The organism is Streptomyces sp. STAM6, assembly GCF_054963715.1.
On the sequence record NZ_JBUEFZ010000030.1, the window covers coordinates 66,253 to 81,562 of the forward strand.

The following is a 15,310-nucleotide window of genomic DNA, read 5'->3' on the forward strand; positions in this document are numbered from 1 at the left end:
GGTCATCGGGACGGGACGGTGGTGAGCGGTTCGGCCGGGCGGCCGGGTACGCGGCCGCGGGACGGCACCGACAGATGGGTGGGTACGGAGACACGCGCCGGCTCGACGGGGGTGATCACACCCAGCGCCTCGGCCACGACGTCGTCGTCGACCTCGGTGAGCATCCGGCCGTGGCTGACGTGGGGCTCTCCCAGCGCGTCGAGCAGCACCATCCGGGTGGGCCCGGAGTGCGGGGCGGGCAGGGGTCCAGCTCCGCGACCGCGTCGGACGACGGCCCGGACGCCGGCGGCGGTGAGCCGGTCGGGCAGCGCGCGGGGCGCTCCCCAGCGCGCCATCAGGTCGTGGTGGGCCCGTTCGGCGGCCGGATCGAGGAGGCCGAGCAGGACGGCGATCCGCGCGGCGAGGAGCATGCCGAGGGCGGCGGCGTCGCCGCGGGCCGGGCCGCCTGCCGACGGCAGGGCGTCCGCCAGGGTGCGCCCGTAGTGGAAGGCGGCCGCAGGACCCTGCTCGCGCGGGTCGTAGTACATGAGGGTGGCCCTCATCTCCGCGCACAGGGCGACGACGCGCGCCATGAGCCGGGCGTCGAAGCCGGTGACGTCCGGGCGCAGCAGGGCCCCGGCACGGTCGTAGAAGGAGGGGCTGACCGCCAGGACGTTCCTGACGAGGGGCGCCAGGCCGGAGCGCAGCGCTTCGGCGGGGAGCGTCCGCAGCAGGTCCACCTGGGCCCACACCAGGGTGGGGGCGAGCCCGGGGGTGTCGAGGCGCTCCAGGGTCAGTGCCGAATCGGTCATCGCCCGCGGTGTGGTGGGCACGACGACCAGACGCGACCCGCCGTGGCCGGCCAGCCGTGCCGCGGCGTCGATGACGCGGCTGCCGCCGAGGGCGACGACCACGTTCCCGGGGGCCGGGGTGAGGTTCCAGGTCGTGGCCGGGGACGGCGCCCGAAGCACCCGGACGGGGGCGGCGGGGCCGAGGTGGCGCGCCACGCGCTCGGTGTGGGCGGCGGGCAGGCCGTCTCCCGTGACGACCAGGAAGCGGTTTGGCGCCAGGCCGGCGGCGACCCGGGTCAGTTCCGGCCAGGTTCGCTCCCCGCCGCGTACGTGGACGGGGAAGTGGACGTTGCCGGAGAGGATGGCGCGGTCCATGGAGAGGGTGGAAGTCGTGGAATGCATGAGGGGCTCGTTCGTCCGTGTCGGAATCTCGCCCCTTCACCGTCCGCGGCCCGCTGTCCCGGGGGCATGAGGCGACGGCCCCCTCACAGGCCCGGCCCCGCCCCGGCGGATCACGGGACCCCGGCCCCGGGCGCGGCCGCCGTGGCCGGGACCGTGCGCCCGGGCGGTCCCGGCCCCCGGATCGCGGCGACGGGTCCCGTTGATCTCCGCGACGTCGCGCTCCGTGTGGCATACGATCACGCGCGGCGGCTCCCCCTACCGGCCGCCCCCGCGCCCATGGAGGTCAACCGTGCTGAGGACTGCCGGCGGCAAGCGCGCCCACCGCACTCGTACTGTCATCACCACCTGCGCCGCGGCGGCCGGGCTGCTGCTCACCGCCGGATGTTCGTCCGGCAAGGGCCCCGGTGAGGCCAGGGGCGGGGTGCCCGTGGTCGAGAAGGGCAAGCTCACGACCTGTACGCATCTGCCCTATCCGCCCTTCCAGTTCGAGCAGAACGGCAAGATCGTCGGGTTCGACGTGGCACTGGTCGACCTGGTGGCGGAGGACCTCGGCGTCGAGCAGAAGATCCTCGACACACCGTTCGAGAACTTCAAGACCGGCGCGTTCCTCAACTCCGGCGAGTGCGACCTCGCCGCCGCCGGTATGACGATCACGGACGAGCGCAAGAAGAACGTGGACTTCTCCGTGCCCTACTTCGACGCCACGCAGGCCCTGCTGGCCTCCAGGAAGAGCGGCGTCAAGACCCTCGCGGACATCAAGGCGAAGAAGCTGAAGCTCGGCGCGCAGGCGGAGACCACCGGCGAGAGTTACGCGAAGTCCCAGGGGTTCGACCCGGTGGCGTTCGAGAGTTCCGACGCGGTGCTGAACGGGCTGCGCACGGGCCAGGTCGACGCCGTCGTCATCGACTATCCGGTGGTGCAGGGCTGGCTGAAGGACAAGGCCAACGCCGACGCCTTCGCGCTGGGGCAGAACATCGAGACCGGCGAGCAGTACGGCTTCTCGGTGAAGAAGGGCAACAGCAAGCTGCGCGCCGCCATCGACAAGGCCATCGCGGACGCGAAGGCGGACGGCACCTACGACAAGCTCTACCAGCAGTGGATCGGCCCGCTGCCCGAGGGACAGTCGTGACCTCACGGCTGAGCAGGCGTCAGCGGCGGCGGGTCTCCCAGGGCATTCAGTACGCGGTCTTCGTGGCCGTGGTGGTCGTGATCGCCGTGACGGCGGACTGGGACCGGCTGCGGAACCAGTTCGCGCAGACGGACCTCGCCGAACAGCTCTTCCCGGACATCATCACCATCGCCCTGCGCAACACGGTGGTCTACACGCTGTCCGGTTTCCTGTTCGGCCTGGTGCTCGGGCTGATCGTCGCGCTGATGCGGCTGTCGTCGGTGGCGCCCTACCGGTGGGTCGCGAGCGTCTACATCGAGTTCTTCCGCGGTCTGCCCGCGCTGCTCATCTTCATCTTCGTCGGGGTGGCGGTGCCCCTCGCCTTCCCCGGCTGGGAGATCCCCGGCGGTACGTACGGCAAGGTCGCGCTGGGCCTCGGTCTGGTGGCGGCGGCGTACATGGCGGAAACGATTCGCGCGGGCATCCAGGCGGTGCCCAAGGGGCAGATGGAGGCGGCGCGTTCGCTGGGCTTCTCGCACGCCCGGGCCATGGTGTCGGTGATCATCCCGCAGGCCTTCCGGATCGTGATCCCGCCGCTCACCAATGAGCTCGTCCTGTTGTTCAAGGACTCGTCGCTGGTGCTGTTCCTCGGTGTCACGCTGAACGAGCGGGAACTGACCAAGTTCGGCCGGGACCTCGCCAGCCAGACCGCCAATTCCACGCCCATCCTCGTCGCGGGGCTGTGCTATCTGCTCGTGACCATTCCGCTGAGCCTCCTGGTGCGCCGCCTGGAGGCCCGGGCCGAGAAGGCCAGGTGAGACACCATGCCTGAGAACGAGATCGAGATCCGAGGGCTCTACAAGTCGTTCGGCGACAACGAGGTGCTGCGGGGCATCGACCTGGACGTCGCCGCGGGCGAGGTGGTCTGTGTCATCGGCCCGTCCGGCTCGGGCAAGTCGACGCTGCTGCGCTGCGTCAATCTGCTGGAGGAGCCCACCAAGGGCCAGGTCTTCGTGGGCGGCACGGAGGTCACCGACCCGGACGTCGACATCGACGCCGTCCGCCGCCGCATCGGCATGGTGTTCCAGCAGTTCAACCTGTTTCCGCACGTGACGGTGACGGAGAACCTCACACTGCCCCAGCGACGGGTGCTGCGGCGCGGCAAGGAGGAGGCGGCCGCGGTCGCCCGGGAGAACCTGGCACGTGTCGGCCTGTCCGACAAGACCGACGCCTATCCCGCCCAGCTGTCGGGCGGTCAGCAGCAGCGGGTGGCGATCGCCCGGGCGCTGGCCATGGAACCCGCGGTGATGCTGTTCGACGAGCCGACGTCGGCGCTCGACCCCGAACTGGTGGGTGATGTGCTGGCGGTGATGCGGATGCTGGCGGCGGAGGGCATGACGATGATGGTCGTCACCCATGAGATGAGCTTCGCCCGGGAGGTCGCCGACCGGGTGGTGTTCATGGACGGCGGCGTGATCGTCGAACAGGGCCCGGCGGCGCAGGTGGTGGGCGCGCCGCGGCACGAGCGCACGAGGAACTTCCTGACCCGCATCCTGGACCCGGCGGCGGCCGAGCGGCCGGAGACCGGCACCGAGGGGATTCCCTAGGTCGTGTCCGCGCGGGCCGTCCGGCGGGTCCGCACCAGCAGCAGTACCGACGCCACGGCGGCGAACGCGCACCACGTGGAGATGAACTCCAGCCGCCACAGGGCCGCACAGAGCACCGCCCCGGCCGCGACGACCACGCCGAGCAGCCGCAGCATCCGGTCGCCGGCCAGGAGCAGCGCCCCGACGGTGGACAGCAGATAGCCGGCGACGAGCAGCGGCGCGTACGGCAGATCGAGGACGTAGCCCACGGTACGGCCGCGGATCTCCGCGGTCACGGGCCGGGTGGCCAGGCAGTACGCCAGGGCGGCGGCCGTCGCGAGCCCCGCGGCGAGCGGGGCGGCGAGCCGCCGCCGGGCGGCGGGGGCGGTGGCCGCGAGCGTCACGGCCAGGGGCACCCAGACGGGCAGCAGGGGCAGGGCGATGACCGCCCAGGCGAGCGTCGCGGTGCCGCTTCCGCCGCCGGAGCGCCAGACCGCCGCCTCGACGATCTGATGGGCGCCCAGGAGCAACGGCAGGGCGGCGAGCGGCAGTTCGCGAGCCCGGCGGGCACGGGCGACGCAGGTCACCCCGATCGCCGAGACGGCGGTGCCCGCCACCAGATCGGCCGTCGCGCTCCAGCACATGGTGGGTAGCGTAGGTGGGCAACCCTACGACGGCGCGGAGGAGATCCGATGTCAACGCTTCAGGTGTCGCGGGCGACGCTGGAGGACTGGTCGCTGGTGCGGGAGTGGGCGGTGGCGGAGGGCTGGAACCCCGGCCTCGCCGACGGGCCGAGCTTCTTCGCCCAGGACCCGGACGGCTTCTTCCTCGGCCGGCTCGGCGGCGAGCCGGTCTCCGCGGTCTCCGTGGTCACTTACGGGGACGACTACGCCTTCCTCGGTTTCTATCTGGTCCGGCCGGATCTGCGCGGCCGGGGGCACGGCCTGGCGACGTGGCAGGCGGCGCTCGCCCACGCGGGTGAGCGCACGATCGGTCTCGACGGGGTCCCCGACCAGCAGGACAACTACCGCCGTTCCGGCTTCGCCCTGGCCCATCGCACGGCCCGCTGGACCGGTCCGGTGACGGGCCGGGAGGCCGCCGGTGTGGTGCCGGTGGCCGACGTGGACCCGGGCGAGCTCGCCGCGTACGACAGTGCCTGTTACCCGGCCGAGCGCGTCCGGTTCCTGGAGAGCTGGCTGACCGCACCGGAGCACACCGCTCTCGCGCGGGTCGTCGACGGGCGGCTCACGGGGTACGGGGTCATCCGTCCGGCGGAGGACGAGCCGCGGGTCGGGCCGCTCTTCGCGGACACGGCGGCCGACGCGGAGGCGCTGCTGGACGGGCTCGTCGCCGCGTCGGGGGCGACCAGTGTCGCGATCGACGTGCCGGAGCCGAACGCGCCCGCCGTCGCGCTGGCCAAGGGCCGCGGTCTGGTGCCGGCGTTCGAGACGGCGCGGATGTACACGGGCCCGGTCCGCCGCCATGCCCAGGACCGGGTGTTCGGGGTGACCACCCTGGAACTCGGCTAGGGCGCTGCCCTTGGGAAGGAGGCCCTGCGCCGGGGGCACCTCCCGTGCCCGAAGGGCCACGGGGGACATGGGCGAACCGGTGACAACGCGGCAGCCGCGCGTGCCGGGGCTCGCAGCCCGGCACGATCCGAAGGAAACGTCCTCCGGGAGTGTCCGCTGGATCGGGACCGGGCCCGGGCCCGGCGCCATCCCACGGGCCCGGGGCGCGGACCGCAGTCGTCCTTCCCGCCACGCACAGTGACGACGGTCCGGATCGGCCGCGATGGGATTCCGGGGGGATCGTTCCGCGTAACGCGGGTACCCGAACCCCCTCCCTCAGCCGACGAGGAGGACCGAGCACCGTGAGGAACCACGCGGAAGACGCCATCCGGACCGCCGGGCCGGCCGAGCCGGCCGGACTGCGGCTGGCCGGGGGCAAGGCGGTGGAGCACGATATCGCCGCCGGGGCCCCCGTCGACCCGCCGGGCGGCGGGGCGGGCGGCGAAGGCTCACTGCCGCCGAACCGGATGCAGGCCATCCTGGAGGCCACCAAACAGGTGGCGGGCCTGCTCAAAGCCGCAGGCCACCCCTTCGCGCTGGCCGGCAGCGTCGCGGCGTACGCGCACGGCGTGCCTGCCAGCCTCCAGCACGACACGGACTTCGCGATCCTGCGCGAGGACGCCGAGGCTGTCGCGCGGGAGCTGGAGAACGCGGGGATCCAGGTGCACAAGCCGCCCGAGGACTGGCTGATCAAGGCGACAGCACACGGCGAGGACATCGATCTGATCTTCGAACTGGCCCGGCACCCGGTGTCCAAGGAGCTGCTGGACCGGGCCGAGATCCTGTCGGTGGACTCCGTGCACATGCCGGTGCTGGCCCCGACCGATCTGGTGGGCAGCCTGCTGGCCGCCTTCTCGGAGCACCACTGCGACTTCAGTCCCGTTCTGCCGATCGCCCGGACCCTGCGGGAGAAGATCGACTGGGATCTGCTGCGCAGTGAGAACGAGGGCTCACCGATGCCGGAGGCCTTCCTCTATCTGCTGGAACGCCTGAACGTCATCGAACCGAGGGAGGGAACGCCATGAGCGCGGCCGACACCGCCGAATACCGCATCGCCCATCTGCGGGACCGGCTCGCGAGCGAGGACATCGCGGAACTCGGCATACGCATCGAGCAGCGCGGAACGAGCGTGATGCTGTACGGGACGGTGTCCAGTTCCGCCTGTCGCACCGAGATCCTGCGGATCGCGCAGGAGGAGCTGGCGGGGATCTCGCTGCGCGAGGACCTCGTCGTGGCCTCCACGAGCCCGCCCGACCACCCCGAGGAGCTGTCGTGATCCGAGTAGCCGCGGTCGGCGACATCCATCTGGGGCCGGACAGTGCGGGCACGCTGCGGCCCGCCTTCGAGACGCTGCGGGACTGCGCGGACCTCCTGCTGCTGGCGGGCGACCTCACCCGGCACGGCACCGTGCGGGAGGCGCAGGTGGTCGCCGGGGAGGTCGCCGGGATCGGGGTGCCCGTCGTGGCGGTCCTGGGCAACCACGACTACCAGAGCGACCAGGAGGCCGAGGTGGCCGTGGCCCTGGACGGCGCGGGCGTGACCGTGCTGGAGGGCAGGGGCACCGTGGTGGACGTCGACGGCGTCCGTGTGGGGGTCGCCGGCACCAAGGGGTTCGGCGGCGGCTTCGCCGGGCGCAGCGGCGGTGAGTTCGGCGAACCGGAGATGAAGTCGTTCATCCAGTACACCCGGCGCTGCGCGGACGGGCTGCGCGGGTCGCTGCATTCGCTGCGGGAGGCGGGCTGCGCGGTGCGGATCGCGCTGACGCACTACTCGCCCGTGCCCGACACGCTGGCCGGTGAGCCGCTGGAGATCTATCCGTTCCTGGGCTCCTACCTGCTGGCCGAGGCGGTGGACGAGGCGGGCGCGGACCTGGCCGTGCACGGCCATGCGCACATGGGCGTGGAGCACGGCATGACCAGCGAGGGGATCCGTGTGCGCAACGTCGCCCAGCCGGTGATCGGGCGGGCCTTCGCGATCTACCACCTGCCGGTGCACAAGGCCGGTGGCGGAGGAGTCAGGGCCCGGGAGGGTGCGGCCGTCGCCCGCTGAGCGGCCGTGCCCCCCGAGGGACCGCGGGCACCTGAGGGACCGCGCCGACTGCGGTGCGGTCCTCAGGTGCGGCGCCAGGCGTCGCTCTCCAGGTGCGAGCCCGCCTGCGGGCCCATGCGCAGCATCCCGCCGTCCACGACCCACGAGGCCCCCGTGACGTACGACGCGTCCCCGCTCACCAGGAAGCCGATGACGGCCGCGACCTCGCGCGCGTCGCCCGGACGTCCCAGCGGTACGCCCGGCCTGGGGGTGGCCGTCACGTCCTCGTCCTCCTGGCCGGTCATCGGGGTGGCGATCTCGCCGGGCGCGACGGCGTTGACCGTGATGCCGTGCTCGGCCAGTTCCAGCGCCATGACCTGGGTGAGGAGCCCGAGTCCGCCCTTGGCGGCGCAGTAGGGGGCGGCGCCGACCCGCGGCTGGTGCTCGTGCACGGAGGTGACGTTGACGATCCGTCCGCCGCCGCCCTGCCGGATCATGTGGCGGGCGGCGCGCTGGGAGCAGAGGAACGGCCCGAGCAGGTCGACGTCGAGGACCTCACGGACGGTGGCGTACTCCATGTCGAGGAACGGGGTGGACGTGCCGGTGCCGGCGTTGTTCACCAGAACGTCGACACGTCCGAGTTCGCGGACGAGTTCGTCGACCGCGTCCGCCGCGCCGGGGAGGGCCGTCAGGTCCAGGTGGGTGACGGCGGCGCGGCGCCCGTGGGACCGTACCTCCTCGGCGGTCCGGTGCGCGCCCTCCTCGTCGGTGTGCCAGGTGATGCCGATGTCCATGCCCTGCCCGGCGAGCCGGGCGGCGGTCGCGCGGCCGATGCCGGAGTCCGATCCGGTGATGATGGCGACGGGTCCGTTCATGGTCTTTGGCGGTACCACGCGGGCCCGGCGGCAAACGCGCGGGGCGGGGCGCCGACCCGTACGTGGGCGCGTCCGGGGGGTTCCTGGGGCTGAAGTGTGCTGAGAGGCTGTTGATCGGGCACTGGAATGGGATGCCGGACGTATCGGAACCCGTGCTCAAGCTGGTGCGGCGGACCACCGAGCCCTTCGCCACGCAGACGCTGCGCTCCACCGCCGCCGCGGTGATCTCCTTCGTCGTCGCGCTGGCGGTCCTGCCCGACCAGCCCTCGCCGCTGACGGCGCCGCTGACCGCGCTGCTGGTCGTCCAGGTCACCCTCTACTCGACGCTGACGACCGGGATCCGGCGGGTCAACTCGGTCGTCGTGGGGGTGGTCATCGCCATCGGCTTCAGCGCCCTCGTCGGGCTGACGTGGTGGTCCCTGGGACTGACGATCTTCACCTCACTGATCATCGGGCGCATGGTGCGGGTGGACGAGTTCGTGCCGGAGGTGGCGATCAGCGCGATGCTGATCCTCGGGGTCTCCCAGATCACGTCGATGGCCTGGCACCGGGTGCTGGAGACGCTGATCGGAGCCGGTGTGGGGCTGTTGTTCAACCTGCTGTTCGCGCCACCCGTGTGGGTGCAGACGGCGGGCGCGTCGATCGACGGGCTGGCGCGCGGCATGGGCCGGCTGTTCCGGGCGATGGGTGACGAGATCGGCGAGGGCCACATTCCCTTCCCGCACGCCGCGGCCCGGCTGCACGAGGCCCGGCGGCTGGACCACGACATCGTGGAGGTCGACGCCTCGCTGCGACAGGCGGAGGAGAGCCTGCGGCTCAATCCGCGGGTACGGGAGGGGCTGCTGTCCCGGATCGTGATGCGGACGGGCCTGGACACCCTGGAGATCTGTGCGGTGGTGCTGCGGGTCCTGTCGCGCACCCTGACCGACCTGTCGAAGTTCCGCACCGAGGAATCGCTGTTCCCGCCCGATGTGGCGGCCTCGCTGAAGGAGCTGTTCGGTCAGATGGCCACCGCCATCGAGAGCTTCGCCAGGCTGATCACCGCCGAGGTGTCGGCCAACGCGGAGCAGGCGGAGGCCGGGCTGACCACCGCACTGGCCTCCAGCCGGGCGACCCGCGACCGGGTCGCCGACCTGCTCCTGGAGGACGTGCAGGAGCACCCTCGCCAGTGGCAGCTGCACGGGGCGCTGCTCGCCGAGATCGACCGGATCCTCGACGAGCTGGACATCGACAAGCGCACCGAGCGGCTCACCCAGGAGCTGGACCGGCATGCCGCCGACCTCCAGGAACGCTACCCGCGCATGGTCGCGCTGCGGCGGCGGCTGAGCGGGCAGGGCAGGGCCGAGCGCCCGCCGGGCGTCGAGGCCTGAGGCCCCGGTCCGGGCTCGGTCACCCGGTGGCCTCCCCGGGACCGGACGCCGCCGACTGCCGCAACTGCCGCCCCCAGGGCGGGTTCGGCCCGGTCACCGAGCAGGTCAGCGCGGCGACCCGGGCGGCGAAGGCGCATGCCGCGGCGACGTCGTCGATCCCCACTCCGGTCAGCCGGCCGCCGAGGAGTCCGCGGGCGCCCAGTTCGTGCAGGAGGCCGGCCGTGAAGGAGTCGCCCGCGCCCACGGTGTCGACGACCTCGGTCGGTGGCGCCGGTACGGTGACGCGCTCGCCGTCCAGCGACGCCAGTGCCCCTCGGGCGCCCCGGGTGAGGACGACCAGCGGGACACCGGCCGCGTGCCACTCGTCGCAGGCGTGTTCGGGCGCCACGCCCGGCATGAGCAGGTCCAGGTCCTCCTCGCTCAGCCGCAGGATGTCGGCGAGCGCGCACCAGCGGGGCAGACGCTCGCGGTAGCGCTCCGGCCGGACCAGCAGCGGTCGGACGTTGGGATCGACGGAGACGGTCGCCGACGTGCCGGCCCGGGCGAGGAACTCCTCCACGACGGGCGCGCCGGGGTCGCGCACCAGCGCCAGGGAGCCGGAGTGCACACAGGACGTGGCGGTCAGGTCCACCGCCGCGAGCTCGGCCGTGGTCCACTGCCAGTCGGCGGTTCCCTCGGCGTGGAAGGAGTATGCCGCCGCCCCCTGTCCGTCGAGTTCGGCGACGGCCAGGGTGCTCGGCTCGGTGGCCCGGACCGCTGCGGACAGGTCGACTCCCGACGCCTCCAGATGGTCCCGGAAGAGCCGGCCGAAGACGTCCTGTGACAGCCGGGCGAGGAAGCGGGCGGGTGTGCCCAGTCTGGCCAGGGCGACCGCGGTGTTCGCGGGGCCGCCGCCCGGCAGTACGCGCAGGGCGAGTTCGGCCGCGGCGGACGGGGAGGTGAAGGCGTCGGCGACGCATTCGCCCAGGACGGTGACCTGCTGCGGGCGCATGGCTGCTTCTCTCTGCGGGACGGCCGCACGGCGGCCGCGCTCGGGCCGCTCCGGGCGTGACGCTGCCGGGAAGCGGAGTCCATCACCGCGGGCATCCGGTGTCAACGTCGCCACGGGCCGGCGCCGGTCCGCGGTCGGGCGGCGGGGCGCCCGGGTGGTGGCCGAACCGGCCGTGGCCGTACGGGGGCGAAGAACCGAGCCCCGAAAAAGGGGTACTCGCGCGGGACGTCCACTGCGCGAGGAGGCTTCGTGTCCGACACATCCGACATCTTCGAGCCCGTGTACACCCGTATCCGCCAGCAGGTCACGGCACGTGCGGACCGGCTGTGGGACGTGAGCCTGGCGTTGCACCGCGAGCCGGAGACCGCGTTCGAGGAGCACCGTGCGGCGCGGCTGCTGTCCAGGGAGCTCGAACGCGAGGGGTTCGAGGTGGAGCGCGGGGTCGCCGGCCTGCCGACCGCTTTCGTCGGGCGGACCGGCAGCGGCGAGGGGCCGTGCGTGGCGCTGCTGCTGGAGTACGACGCACTGCCGGACCTGGGCCACGCGTGCGGCCACAATCTGATCGCGTCCGCCGGGCTGGGTGCCGCCACGGCGCTGCGGGCGGCGCTGGACCGGCTGGACGGAACGCTGCTGGCCGTGGGCTCGCCCGCGGAGGAGCGCGGCGGCGGCAAGGCGGTCGAGGTGGCGGCCGGGGTGTTCGACGGGGTGGACGCTGCGCTGATGTTCCATCCCGGTGTGCACAGCTGGTCGTGGGCGCCGCTGACGGCGAGTGCGCAGGTCCGGGTCGCTTTCCACGGGCGGGCCGCGCATCCGACGGGCAGGCCGACGGAAGGGGTGGACGCGCTGGGGGCACTGATCCAGCTCTTCAACGCGCTGGGTGTGCTGAGCCGGCGGCTTCCGGCCGGGTCCCATGTGCAGGGGATCGTGTCCGAGGGCGGGAAGGCGACGAACATCGTGCCGGACTACGCGGAGGGCCTCTTCGGGCTGCGCGGTGCGACGACGGCGGCGCGGGAGGACCTGGAGGAGGAGCTGCGCGTGTGCGCGGAGGGGATCGCCCTGGCCACGCGTACGCGGGTGGAGGTGGAGCGGGTCGGGAGCGGCTATGAGCACTTCCGCGACAACGAGGTGCTGTCGGACCGTTTCGCGGAGCATCTCGGCCGCGCCGGGATCCCGCTCGCACGGCCCGTGCCCGGGGTGTACCTGGGGTCGTCCGACATCGGGAACGTGAGCACCCGGGTGCCGGCGATCCATCCCTGGGTGGCGATCCTGGACGCGGACGCGTCCGACCACACGCCCCCGTTCGCGGCCGCGGCGGCCGGTCCGCGGGGGCGGGAGGTGATGCTGGCCGCGGCGGAGGCGCTGGCCTGCACGGCGGCCGACGTGCTGCTGCGCGCCGGGGTCGTGGAGGAGGCCTGGGACTGCCTGAGGGAGAAGGCCGCCGCGGGGTTCTGACGGGGCGCGGCCCGGTTTCCCGGCGTGCTCAGCCCGCGGCGCCGTCGACGCGGAGCCGTACCTGGTCCTCCAGCCGGGCGAGGCTGCGGTCGAGGGCGTTGTGCACGGTCTCCTCGCCCGGGTCGTGGCTCTCGTCGAAGAAGGAGAGGTGGACCGTCACCTCACTGGCGCCGCTGCCGATGCCGGCGACCTGGAGCCAGCCGGTGTAGCTGCCCTCTTCCCTGGTTCCCCACTCCAGCCGCATCTGGTCCTTCCGGGCCCGCAGCAGTGCGGAGGTGTCCTGGTCGGTGCGGTCCTCGTGCACGGTGACGGCCGGGAGTGTGCCGGCGTGCACGTGGAGGTCCTCGGGCAGCCACTGGTCGAACTGGTCGATGTTGGCCGCCTGGTCGAAGACGTGCTCGGGCAGGGCGGGCATGGTGCGTGCGCGTTCGTACTCGGTCATCGCTTCACCGTTCCTCGGCTCGGGGCGTTCGACGAACGCATGCCCGGCCGGTCGGCCGTGAAGTCGCGCGGCGGCGGAACCCACCCGTTCGCCCGGCGCGCCGGGAAAGGGGAAGCCCCGGCTGGACGGGGGAACCAGCCGGGGCGGCTCACGCGGGCGTGAAGACCGGTGAAGGTCTCTTCACCACCGCATAGATGAACGATAAACGACTTGTGTGCGTTTTCGCGAATCGGGCCGGGTCCGGGCTCAGAGCGGCGCCGGCGGCGGGGCCGGCGACGCCGTGGCCGCCCGTGTCGCCGCTGCGGAGGCCGCCTCGGCGGACAGGGGCGTGGCGATGTCCTCCAGCGGCCTGCGCTCGGCGTCGACCGCGAAGAAGACCGCCACCAGTCCGGCGGCGACCATGAGTCCGGCGCCGATACAGAAGGCCAGGACGGTGTCCGCGACGACTCCGCTCTCGGTGAGGCCGGCGAAGATCAGCGGGCCGGAGATGCCTCCCGCGGCGGTGCCGATGGCGTAGAAGAACGCGATGGCCATCGCACGGGTCTCCATCGGGAAGATCTCGCTGACCGTGAGGTACGCGGAGCTGGCTCCGGCGGAGGCGAAGAAGAGCACCACGCACCAGCAGGCCGTCATGGTGGTGGCGGTGAGCCGGCCGTCGCCGAACAGCCAGGCCGTCCCGAAGAGCAGCACGCCGGACAGCACATACGTACCGGCGATCATGGGTTTGCGGCCCCAGGTGTCGAACAGCCTGCCGAGCAGCAGGGGGCCGAGGAAGTTGCCGAACGCGATGACCGTGAAGTAGTAGCCGGTCGTCCCGCTGGGGACGTCGAAGAACTTCACCAGGATCGAGCCGAAGCCGAAGGTGATCGCGTTGTAGAGGAAGGCCTGGCCGATGAAGAGGGCGAGGCCGAGGACGGCCCGGCGGGGGTAGGAGCGGAAGAGCGTACGGCCGATCTGGACGAAGCCGACGCTGTGCCGCTGCTTGATGGTGATCGCCCGGTCCGGTTCCGGCAGGGCCTTCCCGGTCTCCTCCCGCACCTGCCGCTCCACGTCGGCGACGAGTTCCTCGGCGCCTTCCGCGCGCCCGTGGATGAACATCCAGCGGGGGCTCTCCGGGACGTGGCGGCGCACCAGCAGGATGACCAGGCCGAGGACCACGCCGAGGGCGAAGGCCAGCCGCCAGCCGATGTCCTTGGGGAAGAGACCGGTGTCGAGGGCGACGACGGACAGCAGGGCGCCGCCCATCGCGCCGAGCCAGAAGCTGCCGTTGATGATCAGGTCGACCCGGCCGCGGTACTTGCTGGGGATGAGTTCGTCGATGGCCGAGTTGATGGCGGCGTACTCACCGCCGATGCCGAACCCGGTGAGGAAGCGGAACAGGAAGAACCACCAGGCCTCGTACGACAGCGCGGTCAGCGCCGTGGCGCTCAGATAGACGGCCAGGGTGATCAGGAAAAGCTTCTTGCGCCCGTAGCGGTCGGTGAGCCAGCCGAAGAACAGGGCTCCGGCACACGCTCCCGCGACATAGAGCGCGGCGGCGACGCCCGTGACCTGGGCGTCGGTGATGGCGAGGCCACTGCCCTCCTCGGAGAGCCGGCCGGCGATGTTGCCCACGACGGTGACTTCGAGTCCGTCGAGGATCCATACGGTGCCCAGACCTACGACGATCATCCAGTGCCAGCGCGACCAGGGGAGCCGGTCCAGTCTCGCGGGGACCTTGGTGGTGATGGTGTCCGTCGATTGCCCGAGCTCGCTCATGCAGTCACCTCCGGGGCGTGGGAACCGCTTCCGTGTACCCGAAGATCAATCCGGCGAAACGGGTCTGTGGGCCGGTGCGGTGGGTACCCGGCGCCCGTGGACACAGTGAAACCACTGGCCGTGGTGACCGGTGCTTCCAGCGGTATCGGCCTCGCCCTCGCCAGGCAGTTCGCCCGCAACGGATTCGACCTGGTGGTGTGCGCGGAGGACCCGGGGCTCGCCGCCGCCGCGCGCGAGCTGACCGCCCTGGGCGCGGACGTCCGGTCCGTCCGCGCGGACCTGGCCGCCTATGACGGCGTGGAGCAGCTGTACGCCGCGGTCCTGGCGACGCGGCGGCCGGTGAGCGCCGCCGCGCTCAACGCGGGCGTCGGACGGGGCGGCGCGTTCCTGGAGACGGACCTCGCCGACCAGGCGCGGATCATCGACCTCAACATCAACTCGACGGTCCACCTGGCGAGGCGGCTGCTGCCGGGCATGGTCGAACAGGACGACGGCAGGATGCTGATCACCTCGTCCGTCGCCTCGATGATGCCGGGCTCGTACCAGGCGGTGTACAACGCGTCGAAGTCGTTCCTGCAGTCGTTCGCGCAGGCGCTCCAGGACGAACTCCGGGACACCGGGGTGACGGTGACGTCACTGATGCCGGGACCCACCGCGACGAACTTCTTCCACCGGGCGGGGATGGACGACACCCGGGTGGGCCGGGGACGCAAGGACGACCCGGAGCGGGTCGCCGAGGATGCCTTCGACGCCCTGATGAGCGGCCGCCACAAGGTGGTCGCCGGTTCGGTGCGGACGAAGGTCCAGGGCGTGGCGACGCGGGTGCTGCCCGACCGGCTCAAGGCCGCGGGGCACCGGCACATGGCCGAGCCGCGGCCCTAGGGAGTGCCTTGCCGATCCCGCCGGGCTCGCGTCGCCCTGGGACCCTGTCTCCCGGTCGACCGGTTCTCCTGGTTCCAA

At 72.4% G+C, this 15,310-nt stretch carries 16 protein-coding genes; 10 read left to right on the forward strand and 6 right to left on the reverse strand.

Annotated features, from left to right (window positions below; all coding sequences use genetic code 11):
- Nucleotides 1-2 precede the first annotated feature (2 nt).
- Nucleotides 3-1,172 (reverse strand): 3-dehydroquinate synthase family protein, encoded by a 1,170-nt coding sequence (locus tag ACY34K_RS26990; RefSeq protein ID WP_462751572.1) that lies wholly within the window; start codon nucleotides 1,170-1,172, stop codon nucleotides 3-5.
- Nucleotides 1,173-1,464: 292 nt separating this feature from the next.
- On the opposite strand from ACY34K_RS26990, the gene ACY34K_RS26995 reads away from it, so the two are divergent.
- The 3 genes from ACY34K_RS26995 to ACY34K_RS27005 are packed head-to-tail and all read left to right on the forward strand — an operon-like array spanning nucleotide 1,465 to nucleotide 3,887.
- On the forward strand, nucleotides 1,465-2,301 hold the full coding sequence (locus ACY34K_RS26995) for an ABC transporter substrate-binding protein (protein WP_462751609.1): 837 nt from the start codon (nucleotides 1,465-1,467) through the stop codon (nucleotides 2,299-2,301).
- On the forward strand, nucleotides 2,268-3,098 hold the full coding sequence (locus ACY34K_RS27000; RefSeq protein WP_462751574.1) for an amino acid ABC transporter permease: 831 nt from the start codon (nucleotides 2,268-2,270) through the stop codon (nucleotides 3,096-3,098). Before ACY34K_RS26995 ends, ACY34K_RS27000 begins: the two co-directional genes overlap by 34 nt.
- Before the next feature lie 6 nt (nucleotides 3,099-3,104).
- Nucleotides 3,105-3,887 carry an amino acid ABC transporter ATP-binding protein gene (locus tag ACY34K_RS27005; protein ID WP_462751576.1) on the forward strand — a complete coding sequence of 261 codons (783 nt, stop codon included), beginning with the start codon at nucleotides 3,105-3,107 and terminating at the stop codon, nucleotides 3,885-3,887.
- Here ACY34K_RS27005 and ACY34K_RS27010 read toward each other — a convergent pair.
- Nucleotides 3,884-4,510, reverse strand: coding sequence for a DUF6629 family protein (locus tag ACY34K_RS27010; RefSeq protein WP_462751578.1), 627 nt, complete (start codon nucleotides 4,508-4,510; stop codon nucleotides 3,884-3,886). The genes ACY34K_RS27005 and ACY34K_RS27010 overlap by 4 nt on opposite strands.
- 48 nt (nucleotides 4,511-4,558) lie before the next feature.
- Between ACY34K_RS27010 and ACY34K_RS27015 the strand changes: the two genes are divergently transcribed.
- The 4 genes from ACY34K_RS27015 (at nucleotide 4,559) to ACY34K_RS27030 (ending at nucleotide 7,483) form a co-directional block, all read left to right on the forward strand.
- The gene (locus ACY34K_RS27015) at nucleotides 4,559-5,395 is read left to right on the forward strand and encodes a GNAT family N-acetyltransferase (protein ID WP_462751580.1); all 837 of its coding nucleotides are present in this window, start codon (nucleotides 4,559-4,561) and stop codon (nucleotides 5,393-5,395) included.
- 341 nt (nucleotides 5,396-5,736) lie between these two features.
- A complete protein-coding gene (locus ACY34K_RS27020) occupies nucleotides 5,737-6,459 on the forward strand; it encodes a nucleotidyltransferase family protein (RefSeq protein WP_462751583.1) in 723 nt (240 codons plus the stop codon).
- On the forward strand, nucleotides 6,456-6,710 hold the full coding sequence (locus ACY34K_RS27025) for a hypothetical protein (protein ID WP_462751585.1): 255 nt from the start codon (nucleotides 6,456-6,458) through the stop codon (nucleotides 6,708-6,710). The genes ACY34K_RS27020 and ACY34K_RS27025 overlap by 4 nt, the downstream gene beginning before the upstream one ends.
- Nucleotides 6,707-7,483, forward strand: a complete 777-nt coding sequence (locus ACY34K_RS27030; protein ID WP_462751587.1) for a metallophosphoesterase family protein — start codon at nucleotides 6,707-6,709, stop codon at nucleotides 7,481-7,483. The genes ACY34K_RS27025 and ACY34K_RS27030 overlap by 4 nt, the downstream gene beginning before the upstream one ends.
- A gap of 62 nt (nucleotides 7,484-7,545) precedes the next feature.
- On the opposite strand, the gene ACY34K_RS27035 is transcribed toward ACY34K_RS27030, so the two are convergent.
- Nucleotides 7,546-8,337 carry an SDR family oxidoreductase gene (locus tag ACY34K_RS27035; protein WP_462751589.1) on the reverse strand — a complete coding sequence of 264 codons (792 nt, stop codon included), beginning with the start codon at nucleotides 8,335-8,337 and terminating at the stop codon, nucleotides 7,546-7,548.
- A gap of 131 nt (nucleotides 8,338-8,468) precedes the next feature.
- Here ACY34K_RS27035 and ACY34K_RS27040 point away from each other — a divergent pair, with 131 nt between their 5' ends.
- Nucleotides 8,469-9,707, forward strand: a complete 1,239-nt coding sequence (locus tag ACY34K_RS27040) for an FUSC family protein (RefSeq protein WP_462751591.1) — start codon at nucleotides 8,469-8,471, stop codon at nucleotides 9,705-9,707.
- A 19-nt stretch (nucleotides 9,708-9,726) separates the two neighbouring features.
- Here the strand turns inward: ACY34K_RS27040 and ACY34K_RS27045 are convergent, their stop codons facing one another.
- Nucleotides 9,727-10,698, reverse strand: coding sequence for a carbohydrate kinase family protein (locus tag ACY34K_RS27045; RefSeq protein ID WP_462751593.1), 972 nt, complete (start codon nucleotides 10,696-10,698; stop codon nucleotides 9,727-9,729).
- A gap of 249 nt (nucleotides 10,699-10,947) precedes the next feature.
- Between ACY34K_RS27045 and ACY34K_RS27050 the strand changes: the two genes are divergently transcribed.
- Nucleotides 10,948-12,150 carry an amidohydrolase gene (locus tag ACY34K_RS27050; protein ID WP_462751595.1) on the forward strand — a complete coding sequence of 401 codons (1,203 nt, stop codon included), beginning with the start codon at nucleotides 10,948-10,950 and terminating at the stop codon, nucleotides 12,148-12,150.
- Nucleotides 12,151-12,178: 28 nt separating this feature from the next.
- Here the strand turns inward: ACY34K_RS27050 and ACY34K_RS27055 are convergent, their stop codons facing one another.
- Entirely contained in the window at nucleotides 12,179-12,592 is a 414-nt protein-coding gene (locus tag ACY34K_RS27055) for an SRPBCC family protein (RefSeq protein ID WP_462751597.1), read from the reverse strand.
- 246 nt (nucleotides 12,593-12,838) lie between these two features.
- A complete protein-coding gene (locus tag ACY34K_RS27060; protein ID WP_462751599.1) occupies nucleotides 12,839-14,350 on the reverse strand; it encodes an MFS transporter in 1,512 nt (503 codons plus the stop codon).
- Between the two features lie 96 nt (nucleotides 14,351-14,446).
- Here ACY34K_RS27060 and ACY34K_RS27065 point away from each other — a divergent pair, with 96 nt between their 5' ends.
- Nucleotides 14,447-15,232 (forward strand): SDR family NAD(P)-dependent oxidoreductase, encoded by a 786-nt coding sequence (locus ACY34K_RS27065; protein ID WP_462751601.1) that lies wholly within the window; start codon nucleotides 14,447-14,449, stop codon nucleotides 15,230-15,232.
- The last annotated feature ends 78 nt before the right edge of the window (nucleotides 15,233-15,310 follow it).